The following is a 24,983-nucleotide window of genomic DNA, read 5'->3' on the forward strand; positions in this document are numbered from 1 at the left end:
GCCTGCCCTGCAAAGCGCCCTTTCCGGGCGCTTTGTCGTTCCAGGGCATGTCAACGTCTTGACACACAAACGTCGCAGACTCGCGGTTTTCTGGTTGTGTCCTCATCGTGCGCCTTCATTTTTCCTCGCCGTTCCGCGCATGGCTTGATGCTCTGGGCGCCCAGCGCGCTCGCCTCCTGCTGCTCGTCAGTGGCAGCGTGTCCCTGGGTTTGCTGGCCCTGGTCTGGAGCTTCACCTGGCAGCGCCTGGAGTCCGAGAAAGCGCTGACGCGGGCCAACGCCCAGGTCCAGCAACAGAACCTCACGGCCATCATCTCGGAAAACCTCACGCAGGTGCTGGACCGCGGCAGGTTGATGGCGATCACCGCCGAAAGCTGCCTCGATGGGCAGGACAAGGGTGCCGGTGCGCGACTCAGTGCGATGATCGCAGCCGACCGCATCTTTCTGCGTGTGGCGCTGTACGACGAGCAGTTGCGCCAGGTGTATGCCAGTTCATCGGGGCGCGATGAGCCTGAACTCCTCACCGCCATGGCGGAGTTCCTGCGCACCCCTGCGAGTCAGGGCGTCGCTCGCCTGGGCTTGGCCCCGCTCCCCCTGGCCAACGAGCAGGCTTGGCAGATCCCCCTGATGGTCCCCGTCCTGGGACCGCGCGACCAGCCTGCCGGGGTGCTGCTTCTGGTGCTCGACCTCGGCTACTTTCTCCGTCTCTACCACCACATCGACATCGGGCGTACCGGCAGGATCCAGGTCCTCCGCTTGGATGGCCAGGTCGTGGCCGAGGCGCGGCAAGAAGGTCTGGTGCTGCAAAGCGCGGGCGCGCGCAACCCCAACCTGTTGCCCGTCAACCAACCCCAAGGCGCCATGGAGGCTGACCTGTACCGCGACGGTCGCACCCACCTGTCCAACTACCAGCAGCCCCATCAAATGCCGTTTCGGGTGGTGGTCAGCCGCGAGATGGGTGACATCCTGGCCGTGCACCAGGCCACCCGCGACCGCTTCTTGGGCGTGCTCAGCCTGGTCAGCGCCCTGTTCCTCGGCGCCAGCCTCTGGGTCACCCAGGGCATTCGCCGCCAGGCGCGCTACACCGCAGCCCTGGCGCAGGCCGACCACGACAACCGCGCCCTGATCACGCAACTGGAAGATGAAAAGCGCCGCGCCTTCGTGATGGCCTCCCATGACCCGCTCACTGGCCTGCCCAACCGGCGCATGTTCAACGAGTTGCTGAGCAGCCACCTGCAACAGGCCAAGCGCAATCGCAAGCACTACGCGCTGATGTACATGGACCTGGACCACTTCAAGCAGGTCAACGACACGCTGGGCCACCACGTGGGCGACCTGCTGCTGCAAGCGGTCTCCAAACGCTTGCGCACGGTTTTGCGCGACTCAGACTTGATTGCGCGCCTGGGCGGTGACGAGTTCGCCATTTTACTGACCGCGCTGGAGCGCGCGGACGATGCGGCTGTCGTCGCGGCCAAGATCGTGAGCGAGTTGTGCAAGCCCTACCTCGACCTGGATGGCCACGAGATTCAAGCCAGCCCCAGCATCGGCGTGGCCCTCTTTCCCCGCGATGGCCATGACACCGACGCGCTGTGCCGCAATGCCGACGCGGCGATGTACCAGTCCAAGCGCGCGGGCCGCGGTCACTACACGTTTTACGACGCCTCCCTGAACCCTGCCGATGCCCGCCTGTTCAACCTCGCACAGCGCCTGCCCCGTGCCATTGCAGAGGGCGAGCTGGTGCTGCACTTCCAACCCAAGGTCAACCTGAGTGACTACCAGATCAGCGGCTTCGAAGCCCTGGTACGCTGGCAACACCCCGAGCACGGCCTGATCTACCCCAACGACTTCATCCCCCTGGCCGAGCGCACCGGCGCCATCCTGGAGCTGGGCGACTGGGTCGCCGAAGCCTGCTGCCAGCAGCTGGCCAGCTGGCGCAAACAAGGGCAGCGACTCGTCCCGATCGCTTTCAACGTCTCGGCCATCCAGTTGCACGATAGCCTGCTTCCCGAGCGCATCGCACAACTGCTGACCCGCTACGAGCTGGACGGCACCCTGCTGCAGGTGGAGATCACCGAGACCTGTCTGGTCGAATCCATGGATGTCGCCAACACCGTGCTCCATCAGCTGGAACAGCTGGGCATCCACATCGCGCTCGATGACTATGGCAGCGGCTTCTCCAGCCTCGCCTACGTTCGCACCCTGCCCATCCACTGCCTCAAGATCGACCGCGGCTTCATCCACGACATCCGCAACAGCCCGGACGACGCTGTGATCGTCAGCTCCATCATCACCCTGGCCCACAACCTGAAGATGTGCGTGGTGGCCGAAGGCGTCGAGCTGGTCGATCAACTGGTGCACCTCAAAACCGCTGGCTGCGATCAGGTACAGGGTTACTTCTTCAGCCGCCCCGTGCCCGCCGATGAGGCCAGCTCGCTGCTCAACCGCCCGTCACTCGCCCCCACATGATTCGACTGCTTGCCCTCTTCTCGCTGGTCCTGATGTGGCTGGCCCCAGCACAGGCTGCGCCCCGCCACGCAACGCAGTGCGATAGCCCTCGGCCGCTGAAGCTGGCCCTGGTTCCTCTCAAAGACCCCAACACCCAGGCGCGCCAATATCGTCCGCTGATCAAGGGGTTGGAGCAGGCGACCGGCCGCCGCGTCCAGGCCGTGCCAGCCACCTCCTACGGTGCGGTGATCGAAGGGCTGCTGGCTGGTGACATCGACCTCGCCGAAATGGGGCCGGCCTCGTACGCCATTGCCATGTCCCGCGGAGCGAAGATCAAACCCGTCGCATCCTTCCGCTTGCAGCAGGGTCCAGCGACACCCGATTCTCGCGCCTATCACTCAGTGCTCATTACGCGTCACGCCCACCCTGCCAAAGACCTGGGGCAGCTGCGTGGCAGCACGCTGAGCCTGACCGATCCGGCCAGCACCTCAGGCGCCATCCTGCCGCGCAAAGCCATGCAAGGCCTGACGGGGGTCACGCTGGAAAGCTACTTCTCCCGCATCACCTTCGCAGGCTCCCACGACCGCTCACTGGAAGCCGTGCGCAGCGGACGGGTCGATGCAGCCTTTGTCTCCAGCACCTCCATCGACGACGCGGTACGACGCGGTGCCCTGCGGATCGAGGAGATCCGCATTCTGTGGCGGTCCAAACCCATCCCCTACGACCCCTTCGTCGTCAGACAGGCCCTGTGCCCCGCCCTGCAAGACCAGATCCGACAGGTCTTCCTCGGTAACGCGGAGCCGCTACGCCGCATGTTGCATGAAATGGGTATGACCGGCTTCGTCCCCGTCACCGACGAGGACTACCGGGAGATCCGGATGCTCTATCCGGATCAGTCGGCTCACTTGGCGATGCCGCCCGGGTAGCACAGCCCACCGGTGATCTCGATCGTGGTCGCGTTGAGCGCCTCGTTCTGCACGCAGTAGCTGATCATGTCGGCAATTTCCTGAGGCTCGATCAGGCGGTCGATGTGCACGTCCTTCAAGATGGCCTTCAGCGCATCCTGGTTCATGCCTGTGAGCATGGGCGTGGCGGTGTAGCCCGGGGCGATCCCCACGCAACGAATGTTGCGGATGCCGCGCAGCAGGAACTCGCCCACGATGATCTTGGGCATCATCGCCACGGCCGACTTGGCCGACGAGTAGTTCAACTGCCCGATCTGGCCGATCTTGTTGACCGACGAAATCGGCACCAGCAAGCCCTTCCAGCCGCCATTGACCATGGCCTCGGCCGCGTCACGCAGCGTCAGGAAGGTGCCGGTCAGGTCCACATCGATCACCGGCTTCCACTTGTCCATGCCCATCTTGCGCGAGACCTTGCCCGTGGTCTTGTCCAGCGCCAGCATCGTGCCGTCACGGATGATGCCAGCGCAGGCGACCGCAATGTTCAACTGCCCGAACGCGCTCACCGTGGCCTCAATGAAACGAGCCGTGTCAGCCTCGCTGCTCACATCGGCCTGAACGCCGATGGCCTCGCCGCCCATGGCCTTGATCTCGGCCACCACGCGGTCAATGTCTTCCTGCACCATGTCGACAATCGCCACCTTGGCACCTTGCCGCACGAAATGCTTGGCCACGGCCTCGCCAATGCCCTTGCCACCGCCCGTGATGAGGGCCACGCTGTTCTTGATGTCCATGAATCGATCCTGATTGACGTGAGTAAATTGATTGACGTGACGCCCACAGCTTAGGCGCCGTCCACGCCTGCCATGATGACAGATGCCTCATGCCGCCTTGTCAATGTGCAGCGCGGCACTCAGGCACCGCCCCGCTGACACAACACAGGGTTGCCCCTTGAGCCTCACAGGCGTGACAAACCGCACAAGCCATGCGCTTGCCAGTAGACTTGTCACGCAAACAAGGGAAGAGACACACGATGGCATGGACACGCACAAGTCGCTGGATGGTGGGGGCAGGCCTGGTGGCCGTGGCCGCCCTGGCCGCAGGTGTTTTCTTGACCAGCCAGTCCGAGACGGACAGCGGCCTGGTCCAGGTCAATGGCCGCATGGAGAGCGACCAGATCGTGGTGTCGGCACGGGTGCCCGCACGCATCTCTGAGGTGTTGGTGCGCGAGGGCGACGTGGTGCAAGGCGGGCAGCTCATGCTCAAGCTGCATGACGATGGTGTGGCGGCCCGCACCGCACAGGCCACTGCGGCGGCCACCGCTCAGATGGCGCAGGTGCGCGCCCTCGAATCCTCCCTGAGCCTGCTGCGCAGCGAAACCGCCATGCTCACCCAAACGGCCCAGGCCGACCTCACCGCCGCACAGGCCGAGCTCACCCGGCTGGGTGTGGTGGCCCAGCAAAGCGCGCTGGAGCGTGACCGCGTCAAACAACTGGCCGAGCAAGGCTTCGTGGGCCCCCAAGCCTTGGAGCGCGCACAGGTGGCGACCAAGAGTGCCCTGGAGCAGTACAGCAGCGCCCGTGCGCAGGTCCAGAAAGCCCAGGTCAACCTGCAGAACGCCCGCCTGGCACCGCAGCGCATCGCATCGCGCGCGGCCGAGTTGCAAGCCGCCATCGCCCAGGCCGAAATGGCCCAGGCCAAGGCGCTCGAAGCAGCCAGCGAATCCAGGGAGCTGACTGTCACCGCCCCCGTCAACGGTCACGTGGTCGCCCGCTACATCAACCCCGGTGAAGCCGTGAATCATGGCGTGCCACTGTACGCTATCGCCGACCTGTCCAAGGTGTACCTCAAGGCCTACATCCCCGAGCCCCTGTTGGGCCGCATCCAGCTGGGCCAGGCCGCCCAGATCTGGACCGACTCCGCCCCCGACCAACCCATCGAGGCCAAGGTCGGCTACATCGCCAGCCGCGCCGAGTTCACGCCCAAGGAAGTGCAAACACGTGACGAACGCACCAAGCTGGTCTTTGAAGTGCGCCTCTACCCCACGACAGCGTCGCAGCTCAAGCTGCTGCCCGGCCAGCCCGCCGACGGCATGATCCGCCTGAGCCCGGACGCCGCCTGGCACGCCCCCCGCCACTGAGCGCATGAGCCCCCCGCACGCGCCCAGCAGCATCTTGCCTGACGAGCGGCGCCGGGTGCGACCGGTCGTGCGCCTGCACAAGCTCGTCAAACGCTATGACCTGGTCGAAGCCGTGCGCCAGGTCTCGCTGGAGATCAAGCCGGCGCAGATCTACGGACTGATCGGCGCCGACGGTGCGGGCAAGAGCAGCCTCATGAAGGTGGTGGCCGGCGTGCTCAGCCACGAAGAAGGTCAGGTCGAGGTGCTCGGGCGCACCATCGATTCCGAGCGCCAAGCCGAGAAGGTCAAAAGCGCCATCGGCTTCATGCCCCAAGGCCTGGGCCTGAACCTCTACCCCACGCTGTCCATTGAAGAGAACATCGACTTCTTCGCCCGCCTGCGCATGGTGCCGCCCGAGCTGCTGCGCGAGCGCAAGGAACGGCTGTTGGAGGTCACCCGCCTGAGCGCCTTCCGCGCTCGCCCTGCCGGCCAGTTGTCGGGCGGCATGAAGCAAAAGCTCGGGCTCATCTGCACCCTCATCCACGCCCCGCGCCTCATCATCCTCGACGAGCCCACCACCGGCGTCGATCCGGTCTCGCGCCGCGACTTCTGGCTCATCCTGGCCCAGCTCATCCACACCGAGCAGATCACCGCCCTCATCTCCACGGCCTACCTGGACGAAGCCAGCCGCTTCGACCACGTGGCCTTGATGCACGAAGGCCAGATCATCTTGGAGGGCCCGCCCGACCTGCTGATCGACCGCGCCGACGCCACCATCGTGCAGTGCCCGGCCGAAGGTGCGGCGCTGGCCGCCCTCACTCAAGCCTTTCCCCAGCACGAAGCCACCCAGGGCCAGGTGCGGCTGTTCGTGCCGCTGCGTGATGCCACGCAGGCCCAGGCGCAGGTCCAGAACGCCCTGGTCGTCGCCGGTCTACCCAAGGTCGAATCGCCCATCGTCACGCGCCCACACCTGGAAGACCTGTTCATCGCCCGGCTGTGGAACGATGCCATCGCGGCCCGCTCCTACCTGCCCCCATCCCCGTCCGCCAACCATACGGCCCATGGCGCCACGGCGGCCCTGGGCACCCAGGCGGCAGCTTCCGCCGGAATCAAGCAGAAGACCACGTTGGGGAACCATGCCGGCGGCATCACCGATGGCGACACCGGCTGGGCCATCGACGCCCAGGCTCTGACCCGCGATTTCGACCAGTTCCGCGCCGTCGATGGCGTCTCCTTCCAAGTCGGCTACGGCGACATTTTCGGCCTGCTCGGCGCCAATGGCGCGGGCAAGACCACCGCCATCAAGATGCTGACCGGCATCCTGCCCCCCAGCGCCGGCCTCGGACGCGTGGCCGGCTCCGACATGCGCCACGCCCGCCAGGCCATCAAGGAACGCATCGGCTACATGTCGCAGGCCTTTTCGCTCTACACCGACCTGACGGTGGAAGAAAACCTGATGCTGTTCGCCGGCGTCTACGGCCTGCCGCGCAAGGTGGCCCGCGAGCGCACCCGCTGGGCCATCGAGTTGGGCGAACTACAAGGCTACGAACAGGTTGCCGCCATCAGCCTGCCCATGGGCCTGCGCCAGCGTCTGGCCCTGGGCTGCGCCCTCGTCCACCGTCCTCGCGTGCTGTTTCTCGACGAACCCACCTCAGGCGTCGACCCCATTGGCCGCAAGCACTTTTGGAGCATCCTGCGCAAGCTCGCCCATGAAGACGGCGTCGCCATCCTGCTGACCACGCACTACATGGCCGAGGCCGAGCTGTGCGACCGCGTCGCCATGATGTACGCCGGCCGTGTGGTCGCCGACGCCCCGCCTGCCCAGCTCAAGCAGGATCTGCTGGACCGCCGTGGCCAATTGCTAGAAATCACACCGCGCAATGCCTTGCTGGCCATGCAAGCCCTGAAAGACGCCGGCTTCGACCAGGCTGTGCTCCACGGTCGCAACATCCACGTCATGTCGCACCAGCCCGAGGCCGACCGCGCCCGCATCTTCAGCGTGCTGCGTGCAGCCCGCCAGCGCAGCGCCAACGTCATCCCCCGCCCGCTGACCATGGAAGACGTCTTCATCGACATCGTGCTCAGCCGTGAAGGCCAGGGTACCGAAGCGCAGGAGGCCGCATGAACCTGCTGCGCGTGCGCACCCTGGTGGCCAAAGAAGTCAGCGAAGCCCTGCGCGACCGGCTCTACCTCACCCTCGCCTTCTTCCTGCCCGTGCTGTTGATGCTGGTGTTCACCTACGGCATGACCAGCAACATCGACAACGTCGGCGTTGTCATCGTCGACGAGGACCAGACCGCCGCCAGCCGCGAATACACCCAGCGCTTTCTGTCCACCCGGCACTTCAAGCAGGTCGAGGTCACCCACGCGCCCACCCGCGCCGATGCAGCCCTCGCTGCCTACCAGGCTCGCCTGCTCATCTGGGTCGGCTCCGGCTTCGAGCGCCAGCTGCAAAGCGGCCAGACCGCCCAGGTGTCCGTCCAGATCGACGGCGCCTTCACCGAGCCCGCGCGCACCATCGGCGGCTATGTCGAGGCCATCAATGCCCAGGCCAATCAGGACCTGCGCCAGCGCTACGCCGCCGTCCAATGGGGGGCCCGCTCCGCCCTCACCCGCCAGGTCACCCAGCCCGTCACCTTGCAGACCCGCTACCTCTACAACGCCGAGTTGCGCAGCGTCGCCATGATCGCCCCCGCGCTCATGATGATGATCCTGATGATGTGCCCGCCCCTGCTGATTGCGGTGAGTGTCGTGCGTGAGAAGGAAAGCGGCTCCATCTACAACATCGCCAGCTCTACCGTCACGCGCTTCGAGTTCCTGCTGGGCAAGCTCATCCCGGTGGTCGCCATCGGCATGGTCAACGGCTTCATGCTCTGGGCCCTGGTCGCCTTCTGGTTTGACGTGCCCTTCCGTGGCAACGCCCTCGCCTTCACCCTGGCACTGCTGCTCTACGTCATCGCCACCTCCAGCATGGGCCTGCTCGTGTCGGCGGCAGTCAAGACCCAGCAGGCGGCCATCATCATCACCACCATGACGGCGGTGATCGCCTCCATGCAATTCGCCGGTCTGTACGCCCCGCTGGAAACGGCCGATCCGGTCAACCAGTTCATCAGTCACCTGTTCCCGGCGGCCGACTTTTTGCGCGTGATCCGCGGCGTGTACGTGCGCGGCGCCGGCATCGAGGTGTTCTGGCCAGAGCTGCTCGCCATGGCCGCTTACGGTGCCGCCGCCCTCACCCTGGCCCACGCCCTGTTCCACAAGAGGACCAGCACATGAGCCTGCGCCGCTGGCTCACCCAGGTGAGCGCCCTGATGACCAAGGAATGGAAGCAGCTCTACCGCGACCGCGCCCTGCTCAGTTTCGTCATCTTCATCTTCACGCTCGACATCCTGCTGGCCTCGGGTGCCCCCGCGCTCGACCTCAAGGAAACGCCGATCGGCATCATCGACCGCGACCACAGCACGCTGTCGCGCGAGCTCGTCTACCGCCTGCCCAAGCAGCAGTTCACCATCGTTCCCCTCGCGGACAACGCCCAGCTCGTCTCGCGCGCACTGGAACGCGGAGAGCTACGAGGCGTCCTCACCCTGCCGCATGGCTTCGAAAAGGACCTGCTGCGTGCGCAAAGCCCGTCCCTGCAACTGGTGGTGGACGCCAGCGACGCCAACCTGGGCTTCCTGCTGTCCAGCTACACCGAACGCATCCTGTTCACACTGGTGGGCGAGCTGATTGGCGGGCAGGCCGCCGCACAAGGCCGCCCCGTGGTGCTGCCGCAGATCGACATCCAGCCCCGCACCCGCTTCAACCCCAGTCTGACCGAATCCTGGTACGCCACGCTTTCCGAGTTGCTCACCATGGTCACCGTGGCCTGCATCCTCTTGCCGGCCGCCGCCCTCGTGCGCGAAAAGGAGCGCGGCACGGTCGAGCAGTTGCTGGTCTCGCCCTTGTCACCGCTGCAAATCGTGCTGGCCAAGGCCTTCGCCATGACCTCGGTGGTGTTGCTGGGCTCACTGGTGGCCGTCGGGCTGGTGATGCACCAGCTCGTGGGCGTCCCCTTTGTCGGCAGCCCCTGGGTTTTCTTCACCCTGATCGCGCTCTACGCCATCACCAGCTCCGGCCTGGGCGTGCTGGCCTCCACCTTCGCGCGCAATTCCGGTCAGGTCGGCCTGATCGTGGTGCTGCTGGTCATGCCCATCATCATGCTCTCGGGCACCTGGAGCCTGCGCGAAAGCATGCCCATGTGGCTGCAGAACATGGTGGCCTTTTCGCCCATGACCTACTTCGTGGACATCGCCTACGGGGTGCTACTCAAAGGCAGCGAGCTGGCCGTGTTGTGGCCCAAGGCGCTGAAAATGTCGCTGCTGGGTCTGGCCTTCTGGGCCTTGGGCGTGTACCGCTTTCAGCGCCAATTCCGCTGAACCCGCGCGCAACGTCCCAAGATCAAGGATCTCAAGGACGCTGACGCGCCATCATTTCGCGCACATGGCGCGCCGGGATGGCATAGGAGATGCCCGACGGCTGGCTCAAAGCCGACTCACGGGCCCCCTTGAGCAGCACCATGTTCATCACCCCCACCACCTCACCCGAGATTGGTTCGAACAAAGGCCCGCCACTGTTACCCGGATACGCTGTGGCATCGAGCTGAAAAATCAGAAAGTTGCCCTCACGCAAGCCACGTATGGCCCGCTCTTTCAACTGCCCGCTCTGCGCCGACGGCAAGCGGGCCTGCGTGATAGACGACACCATCGCCCGGTGCGTCACCGACGAGAACCCCAGCACCCCACCGATCGGAAAGCCCATGAAGGCCAGCTCCTGCCCCTCCTTGATGCGATCCGAATCGCCCAGCGGCAAAGCCGGCACCGGCGGCCCCTCGATCTGCAGCAAGGTCAGGTCATGGAACACGTCCTTGTCCAGCACCTTGGCCGCGCGCGTCTGAAACGTATCGGGCCCCGTGCGCACCTGCACGACGAGTTGCCCTTCCGGTTGCACGCTGCCTGGGGTCGGCAGCACATGGGCATTGCTCACCACCCAGTTGCCCGAGCCCACCACAAACCCTGTGCCCCGCAGACTGAAACGGGGTGCCGCAGTCGGGTTGTAGGTGCCCACGATCACCACAGAAGGCTTCACCTTCGCGACGGTGTCTGGCAGGGCACTGTATTGAGCCGAAGCTGAAGCTGCCCATGCAACCAGCGTGCACAGGAGCATCTGGCGCACCCAAGGTGCCCATTTCGTGCGAATCGACATTCAAGCTCCTTGGGAGTGCGGCAGCCACAGCTTCCGCAAAAGGTGCACCGTCAACAGGCCCGGTGGCATCCGCAGCCAGTGACCGCGCAGGTACAGAAAACCACGTGCCAGCGGCGTCCAGCGGTCGGCCACCAAAGGGTGTGGCGGGCACAACACCCGCGTGAACATCGCGTCCATCCACTTCAGGCGCAACGCCCCCGGACGCGCGCCCGGCGCCTGGTCCAACTCGGCCAGCACGTCCTGCGGCACCACGGTGCCTAACATCATGCCCACATAGCGCAGCGCATAGAACAAGGGGCGCGTGAGTTGCAAGGCGCTGGCGCGCGCCACCAGATGTGGCCAGAAATCAGACACCGGGCCATGTTCGCGCAACAAGGCGTCCAGGTCAACCAGGCCGCGCATGCCTTGCTCGAAACTGCCCTCGTGCATCAAGTGGGTGGCGCTGTGCAGCACCATGTCGATCGGGGCCAACACCTGCAGGCACGCGCCCGGTTGCAAGGGGCGCGCCTGCGCCATCAACAGCGCCGAGCTGGGATGGATGCGCGCCGAGACCGGCATGATCGCGTGGTGCACATCCAGCACCGTGCCCCGCTGAATGTGCTGCATCGGTGGCAGCTCATGCATCCAGGTGCGGTAGTAGCGCTGGTCGTAATCCGATCGGGCCGAGCTCGCCCAGCCACCCAGCATCAGTGAGGCCTCCACTTCGGGCAAGGCGGCCTTTGGCACCAGCACGTCCACATCCGACACCACGCGCCCCTTGGCGGCATCCAGGCCGGCTGCCACATAGGCTGCACCCTTGAGCAAGACCACCGGGATGTTCAGCGGGCGCAGCGCCAACTCGATCTCCTGAATCTCGTAACCCAGCTCGCGCTGCTGGCGATCGGCCACGCGCAGCGCCGACTCCAGATACTTGCGCGGCGCATCCGGAATCTGATCCCACACCCCATCGCGCTGAGCCAGAAAGCCCAGACGTGCCGACAGGTCAGCCGCCCTCGCCAGCCGGATGACATGGTCCCACTGCTGTCCTGAGAAGCTCGCCATCTCCTGGGGTCGCTGCAAGGCACGCACCAGCATGAGTCGGGCTGTGGTGTCGCGACTCATGCGCTCAACCGGGCAAAACACGCCAGTGCCTCATCGAGGTCGCTGTAGCGCAGGTCATATACGTCACAGCGCTCGACCACGTCGGCCAGGGTCTCGAACCCCTGCCGACCATGGACATGGTGATTGAAGCTGTTGCGATGCAGGTTCAACAAGGCATCGGCCTTGGGACGCGGGTTCAGCGTCAAGGGAGCACCCGCCTCATAGCGCGGAAAGATGATCCAAGCCGGCGTGGCCAGTTCACGCGCTCGTGCAGTACTGTCAGCCGACACCTGCATATGGCACACCGTGCCTTTCAGGGTGTCAAGGGCCACCGGCCCCATGACCACATCCGGTGCCCGACGGCGCATGAGGTCGATCGACGCGTTCTTGAGACTGATGGGCCGAGGAGACGCCGTGAGCAAACCGGTACGCGGATCGAGCAAGGCCATCTCGTCAGACAGCAGGCGCCATCCGTCGAGCATCAAGGCCGCGCACAGCGTGCTTTTGCCCGAGCCAGGTGGCGCCGGCAGAATCACGGCACGCCCGTCACGCTCCAGCACCGCAGAATGCAGGGTGATCCAGTTGTGGCAGAAACTGGTGATACACCAGTTGAGGCCCCACTCCAGAAAGGCATAGGCTTCGCCGTAGGCCAGCGGCGTGAAGGGACCGTGCCCGTCCATCTCGAACACGCAGAGCGGACGCGATGGCCGCCATTTGCGGCGCACCGCCACATGAAAGTCTGCAAACTGACCGTCCTCGGTCCAGCACGTATGAGCCGCGTACATGCGTTGGATGCCATCGGCCACGATCGGGATCGCGCTGCGCACATGGACCACGAACGGATCCATCCGCAGGTACAGACCCGAGGTGCACAGCGCCGCTGACAAGGTATCGAGCGGCAGGGCCCCCACCAAGTGCGGCGTCACGCAGCCAGACACTTCACCACACCCATTGACCTCAGGTTGTCCAACAACGACGTCACCAAGGCGATGTCCGAGTCCTCGGCGGTTTCGCCGATCAGGGCACTAGCCAGTTGGGGCGCTGTTTGGCCTGCCGTTTGGCCCGCGTCGTCGGCGGGCTTTCTCTGTCCGTCCTTCAACAGACACAACAGCTCAAACGCCGACTCCGACACCTCATACAAGGCCGAGTCGGCTTCGTCATACACCACGCCACCTTGCCCAGCCCATCCACGCAAAGCAAAGCGAGATGAGTTGAACGTGTACTGCATCGTCAATCTCAAGCGCCTACCTCAAGCACGCAGCGCGCCGCCCCAGCACATCAAACACATCGGCGGCCATCCGAACGTGACGCCGGATTGATCAGACAATCACTGAAGCCTGTGCCAGAGTAGACGCGTTCGAAGTAGTCACAGGTGTCTGACAAACTCCAGCGAACGCCCGCGGTGGGCTCCCAGCTACCGTAGTTGCGCCAAATGTCTTTGCACCGCTGTTCGCTGATGTAGGAATCGCTGCCGTACTTCATGGCCGACAAGTAACCCGCCGACAGGTACTTTGCCAGCCGCTCCATGTCCGCTCGCGCCTCCATCTTGAACACCCGCTTCAAGGTCTTGGTGGCAATGCTTGGGCTTGGCGCCATGTCAAAGCCACAGCCACGCTTGCGGCTGCGATCACAGCCGGTCGGGCCAAACAGCAATTCATCACAACTCTTGTGCTTTTCGCACTCGCTCATCGGAATGAACAATCCGGTGGTTCGCGCATTGGGCGCCACACTGCCGCCCGTGGTGGTCACCGAGGCGAACGACGACGCCAAGACGGTCACATTGGTGCCCCGCGGAGAGGCCAACACCATGTTGCTCTTGAAAGCGGCCACCACCGGCGCCGCGGCCAGACCAGCACGCACCAGCTTGCGTCGGCTGGCATTGAGCCCAGCGGACGGCACGTCCACGTCGGTGGTCGGTGTGTGCTCGTTTTGCTGATCTGACATGATGGACCCCTTGATCTCGATGTATGTACCGTTCACCAAACACAAACCCTGCCCGGCGCCGAAAGCTGCCTCACAACATGCAATTTTCATACCGACGGACAGCAGTCTCGGCAAGTGCTTGATTTTTTTGGAAAGCCGTCAGCAGCGTCCTCCAAGCCTGCAACACCTGACGCTGCGCTGTCAAATATATCGACAGTTCAGAGTGATTGGAGCAGTTTGTTGACTTCGGCCTGACGGCTGAACTTGTCGCCCAACTGCTTGAGCGCCTGAAGGTTGCTCTTCGCACCCGCCTTGTCGCCCGCCTGAATCTGGATCTGCGCGAGGTTGAACTTGTACAAAGGTGCCTCTGGCTGGAGTTGCAAGGCGCGCTTCTGAACCTCCACAGCCTGCTTGAAGTTCTTGTCCGACGCCAGCAGCATCGCCCAGGTATCGAGAATCGCCGGGTTGTTGGGCGCCAGCTTGTCAGCCTTCTCCACCAGGCTCAGGGCATCTTTGCGCCCCAGCTTGCCCGCCACCCACGCCAGGTTGTTGAGCGCCAGCGGGCTGTTCGGTTGCAGATCCAGCGCCTTCTGATAGTGGGATGCCGCCGCGGTGAAGTCGTTGGCGGCCACCGCACGGTCGCCCAGGTACATCCTGAACGCCAGATCCTTGGGGTGGCTGCTCAACCACGAGGTGGCCAGAGCGTCGGCCTCGCGCCTTTTCTGCGCCACCAGGTGCACCGAGTGCAGTTTGACGGCCAGATCCGAGGCGTTGGGCGCCAGCTTCAACGCCTTCTCATAAGCCGGAATCGCTGCCGCCCAGTTCCGCGCCGCCGCCTGCACTTCGCCCTCCAGCGCATAGCCAATCGCCTCTTTCGGGCGTTGGGTTTGAATCTCCTTGACCATGGCCAGGGCGTCGGGCACACGGTTGCCGCGCACTGCCAGCTCAGTCAGACCTTGCTGGGCAGCCAGCAAATTGGGCTGGATCTCCAGTGCCTTGCGCAGGCTCTGGGCTGCGTTGGCCGCATCCTTGTTGGCCATGTAGACCCCTGCCATCCGCAGATGGGGAAGCGTGGACTGGGGCTGCATTGATGCCATCTTGGCGTAGCTGCTGACCGCCTGGTTGAACTCCTTCGCTGCCACCTGGGCCTGACCCAGGCTGTCCAGCAACTCGGCGCTCTTGGGCAGCGCAGCAACGGCGTTCTGGGCGGCCGTCAAAGCCACCTTGGGCTCCTGATTGCGCAGATGATGTGCCACCAGAATCTGACGCGGCAAGACCTCGTTGGGTGCCACCTCGACCGCCTTGCGCAGCAGGCCGGCCACCTCGTCCTTGCCAGCTCCTCGCAGTGCCTTCACGCGGGCCAGCGCCAAGATGGCTTGCACGCTGTCAGGCTTGCGAGCCAGCAAGGCCTCGAATCGCTTCTGGGCCGCTTCAGGCTGCTTTTGCGCCAGGTCCAGCTCGGACAGCGCAGCGATTGCCGGGAAGAAGTCTGGCGACACCTCGACCGAGCGCTCCAGGGCTTTGCGCGCGCCGGTCACATCGCCCTTCTTCATCAGCACCTGCGCACGCAGATGGCTGGGAATCGGGTCTTCAGGCGGACGCTTCTTCTCCAACTGATCAATGGCCTTCAAAGCCTCGGCCAGCTTGCCCTGCCGCGCCAGCACGTTGATCATGGCCATGTCGGCCACCACCCCGGTGTCGCTGGCCGCGATGTCCTGCAACTCAGTGAAGCCCGCGTCGATCTGACCTGCCGCCAGTTTGCTCACTGCCAGAGAGGTGCGCTTCAACGGATCCTTCGGATCCAGGGCCGAGGCCTTCGCAAAGTAGCGTTGGGCGAGTTCCTGGTCACCGTGAACCATGTAGGCCTGGCCCGCCACCGACAGCAAAGCGGGGTCGTTGTCGATCTCATTGAGGTTGGCCGGCAGAGTCGCGATGGCCTTGTCCACCTGCCCCAGGCGCAGGTAGGTCATGACCAACATGCGGCGTGCCTGCTTCAAGTCGGGCTGTGCAGCCAGCGCCTTGGCCAGCATGGCCTCTGCCTGCACCAGGGAATTGGACTGCGCCTCGATGGTGCCAGCCAACTCAAGCGCCTGCGGGCTGTTCGGAGTGGCCCGCAACACCTGTTGCACCGCTTCTCGCGCACCCTTCAGGTCCTTCTTCTTCAATGCCAGCTGAGCCTGCAGGTACAGCGTATAAGGTGCCGTCCCTGCCACCTTCTTCAACACATCCAGTTCCGTGGCGGCCTCGGGCAGCTTGTTCTGCGCCATCAGCACACGCACGATGCTGGCCTGTGCATCCTTGTAGTCGGGCTTGACCTTGACCGCCTGCCGATACGACGCCAGCGCCGCATCGGGGCCCTGCTGGCCGAACAGCTGAATGTCACCCCGCAGCTTGTAGGCCTCCTCACTTTGCGGCGCCACTTTGAGGATCTGATCGATCTGCGCCAGCGCGCCATCAAAGTCTTTGCCCGATGCCGTCATCCGGGCCTGAAAGAGCAAAGCAGGCACATACTTGGGCTGGAGCTTCAGGGCATCGGCCAGGCTGGCCTGGGCCAGGTCTGCCTTACCCTGCGCCAGCCAGGCGCCAGCCAGCAGCGTCTGCAAGTCGGCCTGCGCTTCAGGATCCGACAGCCGCGTCTGTGCGTAGGCCTCAGTGACCTTCTTGTGCTCGCCCAGGCTGAGCATCACACGCGCCATCACCGGCACGATCTGATCGGGTGCGTAGCCAGCCTCCTGCGCCTTCGTCAATTCGGTCTGCGCCCCCGCGACATCGCCGTTTGCCAACAAGGCCTTGGCCAGCAGAAAGCGTGCTTCAGCCAGGTTCGGCTGGGCCTGCAGCGCGTTCTTGAGCTGAATGATGGCGGCGGCATGGTCGCTCTGTGCCATGTAGTCCTTGGCGGACTGCATCAGTTTGGCCGGGTCATTGCCACTGCACGCAGCCAGCACCAACGACAAGGTGAGCGCGGCCGGCAGGGAGCGAAATACCGAAGATTTGTGTGTCATGTCAGGATCCGTTTCGAACACAGTGACTTACTTCAGACCAAGGCGGTGCATCAGGTCGTACAGAGTGGGTCGGCTGACCCCCAACAATTCAGCCGCCCGCAAGACGTTGCCATCCACGCGCGCCAGGGCCGCGATCACGGCCTTGCGCTCGGCCTCGTCGCGCACGGTGCGCAAATCGAGCGAGCGATCATCCTCATCTGGCTCTGCAGCCACCAGACCGAGGTCATCAGCGGTGATCTGCTGTCCGTCAGCCATGATGCAGGCGCGCTTGATGCAGTTCTCCAACTCTCGGATGTTGCCCGGCCAGGTGTGCTGCTCAATGGCGCGCACAGCATCGGCCGACAGCGTCAGCGAGCTGCGACCGCCCTCCGACGAGAAGCGTTTGACAAAGGCGTGCGCCAGCAAGGCCGCATCGCCCACGCGCTCGCGCATCGGCGGAATGTCGACCACAATCTCGGCCAGGCGGTAGTACAGGTCTTCTCGGAAACGCCCTTCGGCGATCAACTGCTTGAGGTCCTGGTGGGTGGCGCAGACGATGCGCACGTCCACCGGAATCTCCTGGCGCCCGCCCACGCGCTCAATCACGCGCTCCTGTAGGAAGCGCAGCAGCTTTGATTGCAAGGGCAGCGGCAAGTCACCGATTTCATCGAGCATCAGGGTGCCGCCATGCGCCGTCTCAATCTTGCCAACCGTGGTCTTGACCGCCCCTGTGAACGCGCCCTTTTCGTAGCCAAACAGCTCGCTTTCGAGCAGGTTGTCGGGAATGGCCGCGCAATTGATGGCAACAAACTTGTTGGCCTTGCGACCACTGCTCTGATGCAGACCACGCGCCAGCACCTCCTTGCCGGTGCCGCTCTCGCCCAGCAACATCACGGTGACGTTGCTGCTGGCCACTTTCTCGATGGTGCGGCAGACCCGCAGCATGCCAGGGTCTTTGGTGATCAGACCCGCCAGTGCATCAGGCGTCTGCATGCTCTGCAAGCGGCGGTTCTCGGCCTGCAACTCGGCCAGTCGGAACGCGCGCTCGACGGTCAGTGCCAGCACCTCGGGCTCGAATGGCTTGGCCAAAAAGTCGTAAGCGCCCATGGCAATCGCCTTGAGGGCATTGGCCTGGCCGTTCTGCCCGGTCAGCACGATGACTTTGGTGTCCGGTTCGGCCGCCAGAATCTGCTCAAGCAGCTTGAAACCCTCGGACACCGAATCGGCATCCGGCGGCAGTCCCAGGTCCATCGTGACCACAGCAGGCACGAAGCGGCGCAGCTGCACCAAGGCACTTTGACGATCGTCAGCCGTGACAGACTCGAACTGGTCGAGTGACCATTTGATCTGCTTTTGCAAGGCCAGATCGTCTTCAACGATCAGCAATGTGTTTGCCTTGTCCGTGCTCATGCACTCTCTCCGCTGAGTATGTTGCCGGGTTGCGCCACCTCCATCACAGGGAGCAGCAAGGTCACGAGGGTGCCCTCGCCTTCCTTGCTCTCGACCGTCATCTTGCCACCCAACTCTTGTATGTATTGCAGGCTCTCGTACGCCCCGATGCCCATCCCGGCGACCTTCGTCGTCTGGAAAGGTTTGAACAATCGGGTTTGCACGAATTCGTCGCTCATGCCCACCCCATTGTCACCCACCTGCAAACTGGCATGGCTCCCGAATCGGTGGGACTTGACCCAGACGTCATGGCCGTGGTGCTCGGTCGCATCCAGTGCGTTCTGAATGAGGTGCCCCACCACGCGTTTCAAGCGCTCCACATGCCCGCGGGTGAAGACGTCAGGCTGCAACTCAAGCCGCACGGTGCGGCCACGGCTCTCGGCCGACCTGGCCCACTCCTGGGCGATCGCCCCCAGGTCCACCCCGGCCGCGCCGCCGGAGGGCGCCGCCCCCTCGCGCAATTGCATCATCAACTGCTTCATGCGCTCCAGGGAGTTCTCCACCGTCATCAGCATGTCGGCCTGGAACTCGGGGTTGTGCTGCAGGCGTTTGGCGTTTTTCACCATCAGCGACAACTGGGTGACGATGTTCTTGAGGTCGTGCACCACGAACGCCGACATGCGGTTGAAGGCATCGAACTTGCGCGATTCGAGCAAGGCCTCGGTGGCCTGCATCTGCGCGAGGAAACTGGCGGCCTGGGCCGCTGCCGTCTTGAGCAGGTCGGTGACTTCCCAGTTGAGCTCCAGCTGCGTGCGCGGCTCGGCCAACAGCACAAAACCCAGCTGTTCCCCTCCAATGGGCAGGGGCACCAGCAGCCAGGCCTGCTTGAGCTCTTGCAACCAGTCAGGTACGGTCAGACCCTCGTAGCGTTGCGGGTGGTGTTGGAACTCCTGGAGGTCGATCACCCAACCTGTGCGCTTCATGAACTGCGCCAGCTCCGAGCTCATCGGCTCCATGGCCGTGGACTGCGGCAAATTCCAGCGGGCCACCTGCACGAAATGGCTGTGCTCGACGTTGAGCAGCCACAAGGCCCCTGCAGGGCTTTCCACCATGTCGGCCAGACCACGGATCACGTGCTGGCTGAGTTCCTGAGGCTGGGTGTGACTCGTCAAGGCGCGGGTGAACTTGAGCCACTCCTCGCGGTAGTCGTAGCGGTAGCGCAGAAAGTGCTTGCCCAGCCACACCCGCACGCGCGCCCGCAAGGTGCCCGAGAGCCCCAGGGCCACCAGGGCCACCACGGCCAGGAAGACCAGGGCCACCTGCAGCACCCGCCCCCAGTGCCCGCCAAAGTAGCGGACGTAGTAGCCCAGCGACGAGATGAACAGCAGGTAGAGCCCGGCCATCATCAGCGTGGCCGAGTGGAACACCACCTGACGAGACACCTGGATCTTGGAGATCCAGTTGCGATGTCGCGCGCTAGGCAAGATCAACAGCGGCACCATCAAGGCGTGGACAAAACCACGGGCGGCAGCCACGTCCTGGTCCACGCCGTTGAACAAGGCGGCTTCCGAAAACAGGTACACATCGAACAGCAGGGTTCCGGCCAGGCCCAGGCAAATGGGCTTGGCGCTCCAGCGAGCGTCGGCGGGCAGGTTGCGAAACAGCTGCTCGATCAAGACCAGACCGAACACAGCCAGCACCGTCATCGGCATGAAATGTGGCGTGACGGCCGCCACAGCCGTCAAGCCGATGGCAATCCACGTCAAACGTCGCAGCAGCGTGCTGCGGTGGCCACCATCGTTGCGGGCCTGCCCCAGCAGGTGCAGCACGAACGCAAACCACAGGCCGTAGCGCGCCACGTCCAGCCAGCGCGGCAACCAGTGCCACCCGCCCTCCAGTTGGAGCAGGTATACGGCCGGCACGCTCCCTGCCCAGACCACCGAGGCCACGATCGCAGGCAAGATCGCCCGGGTGGACCGGTGACCCGCGGTTTGTTGCCCACGCAGCCACAGCAGACGCAAAGCCAGGACGAGGTAAGCCAGGCCCGCCAGGGCCTGCCCTGCAACCATCAACAGGTCGGCATCCAATGACATGGGGATTACTGCGCGCCCTTGCCGGTCAGCACCACTCCCACGGTTTCAAACAGGATCACAAAGTCCAGGAACAGGGAGTGGTTCTTGACGTAGTACAGGTCGTATTGCAACTTCTCGGTCGTGTCAGAGAGGGAGCCCGCGTAGTGATAGCGGACCTGCGCCCACCCTGTCACCCCGGGCTTCACACTGTGGCGCACGGCGTAAAACGGAATGTCACGGGTCAACTGTTCGACAAAATACTGGCGCTCGGGACGCGGGCCCACCAGGCTCATGTCGCCCTTGAGCACGCTGAACAACTGGGGCAACTCGTCGATGCGCACCTTGCGGATCACGCGACCGACGCGGGTCACACGGCTGTCGCCGGCCTGGGCCCACTGGGGCACACCGTCTTTTTCGGCATCGGTACGCATGCTGCGAAACTTGACCACGTGAAAGATGCGGCCGTGCAAGCCCACCCGTTCCTGGCGATACAGAATGGGCCCCGGGCTGTCGATCCGAATGGCCAGCGCGGCGATCAACATGATCGGCAGACTCACCAGGATCAGCACCAAGGCCCCCACGATGTCAAAGCAGCGCTTGACGAGCGTGCGGATGAAGTCCTGGTTGAAACCTTCGCCGAAAATCAGGTAGCCGGCCGACATCGCGTCCAGCCGAATCTGACCGAGCTTTTGCTCGAAGTGACGCGCAATGTCCATCACGCGGACACCCTGCAGTTTGCAATCGAGCAGTTCGCGCATGGGCATGCTGCCGCCACGCCGCTCGGTGAGGGCCACCACGATTTCGTTGACGTCATGGTCACGCACCACATCCGTCAGACTGCGCCCGGCCGACACCCGCTGCACCTCAGGCACCGTGATCTCGCTTTCATTGGGGCTGGCAAAGAAGCCGACCACCTGCACATTCGGGTCGGACTGTTGCAAAGACTCGGCCACCGACCGCGCACGCTGGCCAGCACCGTAGATCAGCACACGCTGCACCGTCATGGCGCGCGGCAGGGTCTCGACCGACAGCTCGCGCCAGATCATGACCACCGACATGGTGAGCGCCAGCATGGCAAAGGTGGAGACGAGGTTATAGCCCTCGTCGAGCTGCAGCAACACCACCAGCACGAAGGCGACGACGCAGGACACGCCCCACGCCAGCACAGCGCGGGTGCGCATCACCCCCTTGGCGAAGGTGCGGCTGTACTCGTACAGCCCCAGGGCGCCATTGACCCCCGCAAAGGCCAGCGCCACCACACCTCCGATGAACACCCCCTCGGCCACCACCTCGGAGGCAATGGCGTTGGGCGCGCGCTGCAGCCACAAGGAAACAGCCGACACCAGACCGATCAATACCGCTTCACAGACGACCTGCAACACAGTTCGCCGGTGAAAGTAATGCCCAAACACCTTGATCATTTTTTATTCTTCCCTGTTCTTCACATCACAAGGGCTGACAACGCCAAGCGTAGAAAACCATTTGTTACAGCCATTCTAGGGAGATCTGTCGTGTAACACACCCCCCCAAAGCGACGATACGAGCAACAGGCCGCCGGCCAAAAATGACAGCCTTGGTAACTCCGTCATGCTGATGACACATAACAGGACGCTGCATGACACCAGCCCCCCAAGTATCGGCAACAACCATGTCTCGCCTGTGAAACAGCGTCGATATACCTGCCAGAGTATGCAAGCCACCAACATCACATGGGCCAATGATCCTAGCAGGCCACGCTCGACCCACAACTCCATAAACAAACTGTCGGCATGCCAGGGCCGAAAATACCCCGTGGTTACAAAAAACCAGCCATTGAAGCCATCCGAAAAATCCGCATGGTGCAAAACACCCTGATTCTCGGCGTTCCGAATATCCCAACCCCATACTTCGACGGTGCGATTGGTTTGCATGACCGCCAAGGTCGCCATACCCTCTCGGTAGCGCGCCACCCCGGTGTACCCATCCAGCTCAGGCCCGCTCATCGGCCACTGAAGCACCTGTGCCGGCCCGGGCTGAACCGTGCCCACCGCTTCCTGGCATCGGATTTCATACAACAGATGCCGTTCACACAGACGAAACCGCAAGCGGGTCTCTTCTTTTGCGCGCACGGTCAGGTGCACCACCTGCGGACCGGGCGCCAGCGGCACCCGGCGGGCCAGCGCCAAGCGGCCCGCCAACTCTGAGGAAGCCTGCGGCCCCTGCAGACGCACCGCCTGCCAACCTGGCTCACGAGACCATGACACGCCCCCCGGCATGGCCGGCCCCGATGCCAGGGCACTGTGACGTGCCGGCAAGCGCCCCTGCCCCACACCCCACCACCAATCTTCGGGCTCGCTCAGCAAGCCATACATCGACTGCCAATGTGCCCAACGGCTCTGAACGTCCACACTGGTATTGGCGAGGCGGTCCGAGGCAAATTGCCCCGCGCCCACCAGACACAGCGCCTCGACCACCAAGCCCGTCACCAACCACCGCTGGGCGCGCTTGCGCCACGCCAGTGTCTCTGGCAACTCCAGAGGCGCACGCCGCCACAGCCACCACAGCAACACACTACCGCCCACAAACACCCCCGCCAGGCCGCGCGAATACGTGGTGACCACCACGTACACCAGCACCACCAACAAGGTCGCAGCGCCCCACCACTGCCACGCTGTGCGGGCGCGCCACAGGGCCCACCATGCCATTGGCGCGGTCAAGGCCAGGTAGACATCGATGGCGCCGCCACCCACGTGCATCTCCCAAAACCAGGCGGTGGTGCGGTAGTCACTGCTCAAGTCCCACAAGCCGATGTACACCGCCCGCTCCCACACGGCCAGACCACACACCAGGATCAGGCCGATGAGCAGCCCGCCGTGCAAACTGCGGATCGCCTGCTGGGGCGAGCGGCGATAGAGCGCACGCAGCCAGGGCGCGACCAGCAGCAGGCCCACCGTGCTTTTGGCCACGCGCCAGACATTGCCCGTGCTGTCATAGCCGTCCCACAGCAAGTCGGGGGCACTGGCACCCGCGTCCACCCAGCCCCGCCAGGCCGACACCGCCCAGGTCAACAACACGGCGCCCCACGCCAGTCGCACGGGCCAGCCCACGGCGAGTGACAGGACACCGATGTGTGGGGCAGGAACACGAGGCAAGGCGTACGGCCTGCTCAGCCACGCTTCACGCGCGTACCCACCGCCCAGAATCAGCAGCAGCAGCACGTCGAGCTCGTCGGTCACGCGCCAACCGCTCCAGATGCTCAGACTGGCCACTGGCAACAGGCCCATTAGAGCCACCAGCCCCCAATAGGGCCGAACCGCCGACATGACCGCCATCCCCACCGCCACCAAACCCGTTGACAGAGACAGCAAGGGATGGATGCCGACCAGGCCGAACGCCAAGGCCCATAGACAGAGCGCGGCCGCCCCCTGACCCGCGACAGGCCACAGGGTGCGTCGGATCATGGGCATGGCCTCACACCAGCATCTCCACACAAGGCGGGTGACCCAGGAAAGCCTGCGGGCTGGCCGTCGCACCATAGGCCCCCGACTGAAAGATCACAACCAGGTCGCCCTCGCTCGCCTTGGGCAGGGTTACCTTGTGCGCCAGCACGTCCAGTGGCGTGCACAGGGGCCCGACCACACTGACCTGCTCCACCGCCGACTCTGCCAGCCGGTTGCCCAACGCCACCGGATAGTTGCGGCGCAAGACCTGACCGAAGTTGCCGGTGGCAGCCAGGTGATGATGCAGCCCCCCATCGGTCACCAGGTAGACGCCCCCCCGGGACACCTTGCGCTCCAGCACCCGGGCCACATAAATGCCCGCCTCTCCCACCAGAAAACGCCCCAACTCCACCACAAGTTGCGCTTGCGGCCACTGCGCGTGCAGGCGCTGCTGTGCGGCCAGCAGGGCGTCTCGCACGGGCGCCACGTCCAGCGGCTGCTCACTCGGAAAATACGGAATGCCCCAGCCGCCGCCCAGGTTGACGTGGCGCACCGGCCCCGGCAGATCCGCGCGAAAGGTCAACAGCATGTCCAGCGAGCGGCCGATCAGATCGGCCAGCAGCTCGGCCTTGAGCACCTGCGACCCGGCGTATACATGAAAGCCTTCGAACTGCAAACCCGCCTGCGCGATGCGCGCCAGCAGCGCCGGCACCTGCTCCAGGTCGACCCCGAACACCTGAGCCCCCCCTCCCATGCGCATGCCCGCCCCCCGCAACTCGAAGTCCGGGTTGACACGCACGGCCACGCGTGCCGGCAGGCCCATCTCCGCAGACAGGCGCCCCAGAACCTCAACCTCACGGAAGGATTCGACGTGAAGCAAGGCACCTGAAGCCACAGCCTGGCGCAACTCGCCCTCACGTTTACCGGGCCCCGCGAAACTGATGTGTGCCGCTGCGCAGCCGGCATCCAGGGCGGCCGACAATTCACGGCCCGATGCCACATCCATTCCGTCCACCAAGGGCGCCAGGCAGGACAGCAAGGCGGGCATGGGGTTGGCCTTGATGGCGTAATGCAGCTGCACGCCCGTGGGCAACACTGCCCGCACCTCGGCCACACGCTGCCGAATCAAACCACGGTCATACGCATAAAACGGGGTCTGCCCGGCCCGTTGGGCCAGGCGCTGCAAGGGCACGCCGCCTACGCACAACTGCCCCTCGGACACTTCAAAGCCGCGCATCGTCTCTCCAGCGTTGACGGTCAAACTTGCCATTCGGGTTGCGAGGTAAGGGCGAGGCCACCCACAGCACCTCCCTCGGCACCCTGTAAGCGGGCACCTGCTGCCTGAAATGACTCAGTAAAGCAGCAGTCTGTGCACCGTTGTCGTCTGCACCACATTCACCGTGTACCACCAGC

18 protein-coding genes are annotated in these 24,983 nt (G+C 64.2%); 6 read left to right on the plus strand and 12 right to left on the minus strand.

Features of this window, described 5'->3' with window-relative positions:
- Positions 1–107: 107 nt before the first annotated feature.
- On the plus strand, positions 108–2,465 hold the full coding sequence (locus tag RBT42_RS06960) for a putative bifunctional diguanylate cyclase/phosphodiesterase (RefSeq protein ID WP_320363476.1): 2,358 nt from the start codon (positions 108–110) through the stop codon (positions 2,463–2,465).
- Positions 2,462–3,370: a phosphate/phosphite/phosphonate ABC transporter substrate-binding protein gene (locus RBT42_RS06965; protein ID WP_320363479.1), complete on the plus strand. Its 909-nt coding sequence runs from the start codon at positions 2,462–2,464 to the stop codon at positions 3,368–3,370. The genes RBT42_RS06960 and RBT42_RS06965 overlap by 4 nt, the downstream gene beginning before the upstream one ends.
- On the opposite strand, the gene RBT42_RS06970 is transcribed toward RBT42_RS06965, so the two are convergent.
- Positions 3,346–4,140 carry an SDR family NAD(P)-dependent oxidoreductase gene (locus tag RBT42_RS06970; RefSeq protein ID WP_320363481.1) on the minus strand — a complete coding sequence of 265 codons (795 nt, stop codon included), beginning with the start codon at positions 4,138–4,140 and terminating at the stop codon, positions 3,346–3,348. The genes RBT42_RS06965 and RBT42_RS06970 overlap by 25 nt on opposite strands.
- Before the next feature lie 239 nt (positions 4,141–4,379).
- Here RBT42_RS06970 and RBT42_RS06975 point away from each other — a divergent pair, with 239 nt between their 5' ends.
- Genes RBT42_RS06975 through RBT42_RS06990 form a run of 4 tightly spaced genes read left to right on the plus strand, consistent with a single transcriptional unit; the run spans position 4,380 to position 9,880 of the window.
- Positions 4,380–5,486 (plus strand): HlyD family secretion protein, encoded by a 1,107-nt coding sequence (locus tag RBT42_RS06975; protein ID WP_320363483.1) that lies wholly within the window; start codon positions 4,380–4,382, stop codon positions 5,484–5,486.
- 4 nt (positions 5,487–5,490) lie between these two features.
- A complete protein-coding gene (locus RBT42_RS06980; RefSeq protein ID WP_320363485.1) occupies positions 5,491–7,590 on the plus strand; it encodes an ATP-binding cassette domain-containing protein in 2,100 nt (699 codons plus the stop codon).
- Positions 7,587–8,741 carry an ABC transporter permease gene (locus tag RBT42_RS06985; RefSeq protein ID WP_320363487.1) on the plus strand — a complete coding sequence of 385 codons (1,155 nt, stop codon included), beginning with the start codon at positions 7,587–7,589 and terminating at the stop codon, positions 8,739–8,741. Before RBT42_RS06980 ends, RBT42_RS06985 begins: the two co-directional genes overlap by 4 nt.
- Positions 8,738–9,880 carry an ABC transporter permease gene (locus RBT42_RS06990; protein WP_320363489.1) on the plus strand — a complete coding sequence of 381 codons (1,143 nt, stop codon included), beginning with the start codon at positions 8,738–8,740 and terminating at the stop codon, positions 9,878–9,880. Before RBT42_RS06985 ends, RBT42_RS06990 begins: the two co-directional genes overlap by 4 nt.
- Before the next feature lie 31 nt (positions 9,881–9,911).
- Here the strand turns inward: RBT42_RS06990 and RBT42_RS06995 are convergent, their stop codons facing one another.
- From RBT42_RS06995 to RBT42_RS07045, 11 genes are all read right to left on the minus strand, one after another.
- Positions 9,912–10,706, minus strand: a complete 795-nt coding sequence (locus RBT42_RS06995) for a serine protease (protein WP_320363491.1) — start codon at positions 10,704–10,706, stop codon at positions 9,912–9,914.
- Positions 10,707–11,807, minus strand: a complete 1,101-nt coding sequence (locus RBT42_RS07000; protein WP_320363493.1) for a nucleotidyltransferase family protein — start codon at positions 11,805–11,807, stop codon at positions 10,707–10,709. It abuts the gene before it with no gap.
- Complete coding sequence (locus RBT42_RS07005) at positions 11,804–12,712, minus strand: HprK-related kinase A (RefSeq protein ID WP_320363495.1); 909 nt, start codon at positions 12,710–12,712, stop codon at positions 11,804–11,806. Before RBT42_RS07005 ends, RBT42_RS07000 begins: the two co-directional genes overlap by 4 nt.
- On the minus strand, positions 12,709–13,014 hold the full coding sequence (locus RBT42_RS07010; RefSeq protein WP_320363497.1) for a hypothetical protein: 306 nt from the start codon (positions 13,012–13,014) through the stop codon (positions 12,709–12,711). Before RBT42_RS07010 ends, RBT42_RS07005 begins: the two co-directional genes overlap by 4 nt.
- A 50-nt stretch (positions 13,015–13,064) precedes the next feature.
- Entirely contained in the window at positions 13,065–13,844 is a 780-nt protein-coding gene (locus RBT42_RS07015; protein ID WP_320363498.1) for a hypothetical protein, read from the minus strand.
- Positions 13,845–13,927: 83 nt separating this feature from the next.
- Positions 13,928–16,711: an XrtA/PEP-CTERM system TPR-repeat protein PrsT gene (gene prsT, locus RBT42_RS07020; RefSeq protein WP_320363500.1), complete on the minus strand. Its 2,784-nt coding sequence runs from the start codon at positions 16,709–16,711 to the stop codon at positions 13,928–13,930.
- A 27-nt stretch (positions 16,712–16,738) separates the two neighbouring features.
- Positions 16,739–18,100, minus strand: coding sequence for a PEP-CTERM-box response regulator transcription factor (gene prsR / locus RBT42_RS07025; RefSeq protein WP_320363502.1), 1,362 nt, complete (start codon positions 18,098–18,100; stop codon positions 16,739–16,741).
- On the minus strand, positions 18,097–20,172 hold the full coding sequence (gene prsK / locus RBT42_RS07030; protein WP_320363504.1) for an XrtA/PEP-CTERM system histidine kinase PrsK: 2,076 nt from the start codon (positions 20,170–20,172) through the stop codon (positions 18,097–18,099). Before prsK ends, prsR begins: the two co-directional genes overlap by 4 nt.
- 5 nt (positions 20,173–20,177) lie before the next feature.
- On the minus strand, positions 20,178–21,572 hold the full coding sequence (locus RBT42_RS07035) for a TIGR03013 family XrtA/PEP-CTERM system glycosyltransferase (protein WP_320363506.1): 1,395 nt from the start codon (positions 21,570–21,572) through the stop codon (positions 20,178–20,180).
- A 75-nt stretch (positions 21,573–21,647) separates the two neighbouring features.
- Positions 21,648–23,591, minus strand: a complete 1,944-nt coding sequence (locus RBT42_RS07040) for a hypothetical protein (protein WP_320363508.1) — start codon at positions 23,589–23,591, stop codon at positions 21,648–21,650.
- 10 nt (positions 23,592–23,601) lie between these two features.
- A complete protein-coding gene (locus RBT42_RS07045; protein WP_320363510.1) occupies positions 23,602–24,840 on the minus strand; it encodes a pyridoxal-dependent decarboxylase, exosortase A system-associated in 1,239 nt (412 codons plus the stop codon).
- Positions 24,841–24,983 lie beyond the last annotated feature (143 nt).

The sequence above is a fragment of the Aquabacterium sp. genome, assembly GCF_034003525.1.
In the GTDB taxonomy this organism is placed as follows: Bacteria; Pseudomonadota; Gammaproteobacteria; order Burkholderiales; family Burkholderiaceae_C; genus Aquabacterium.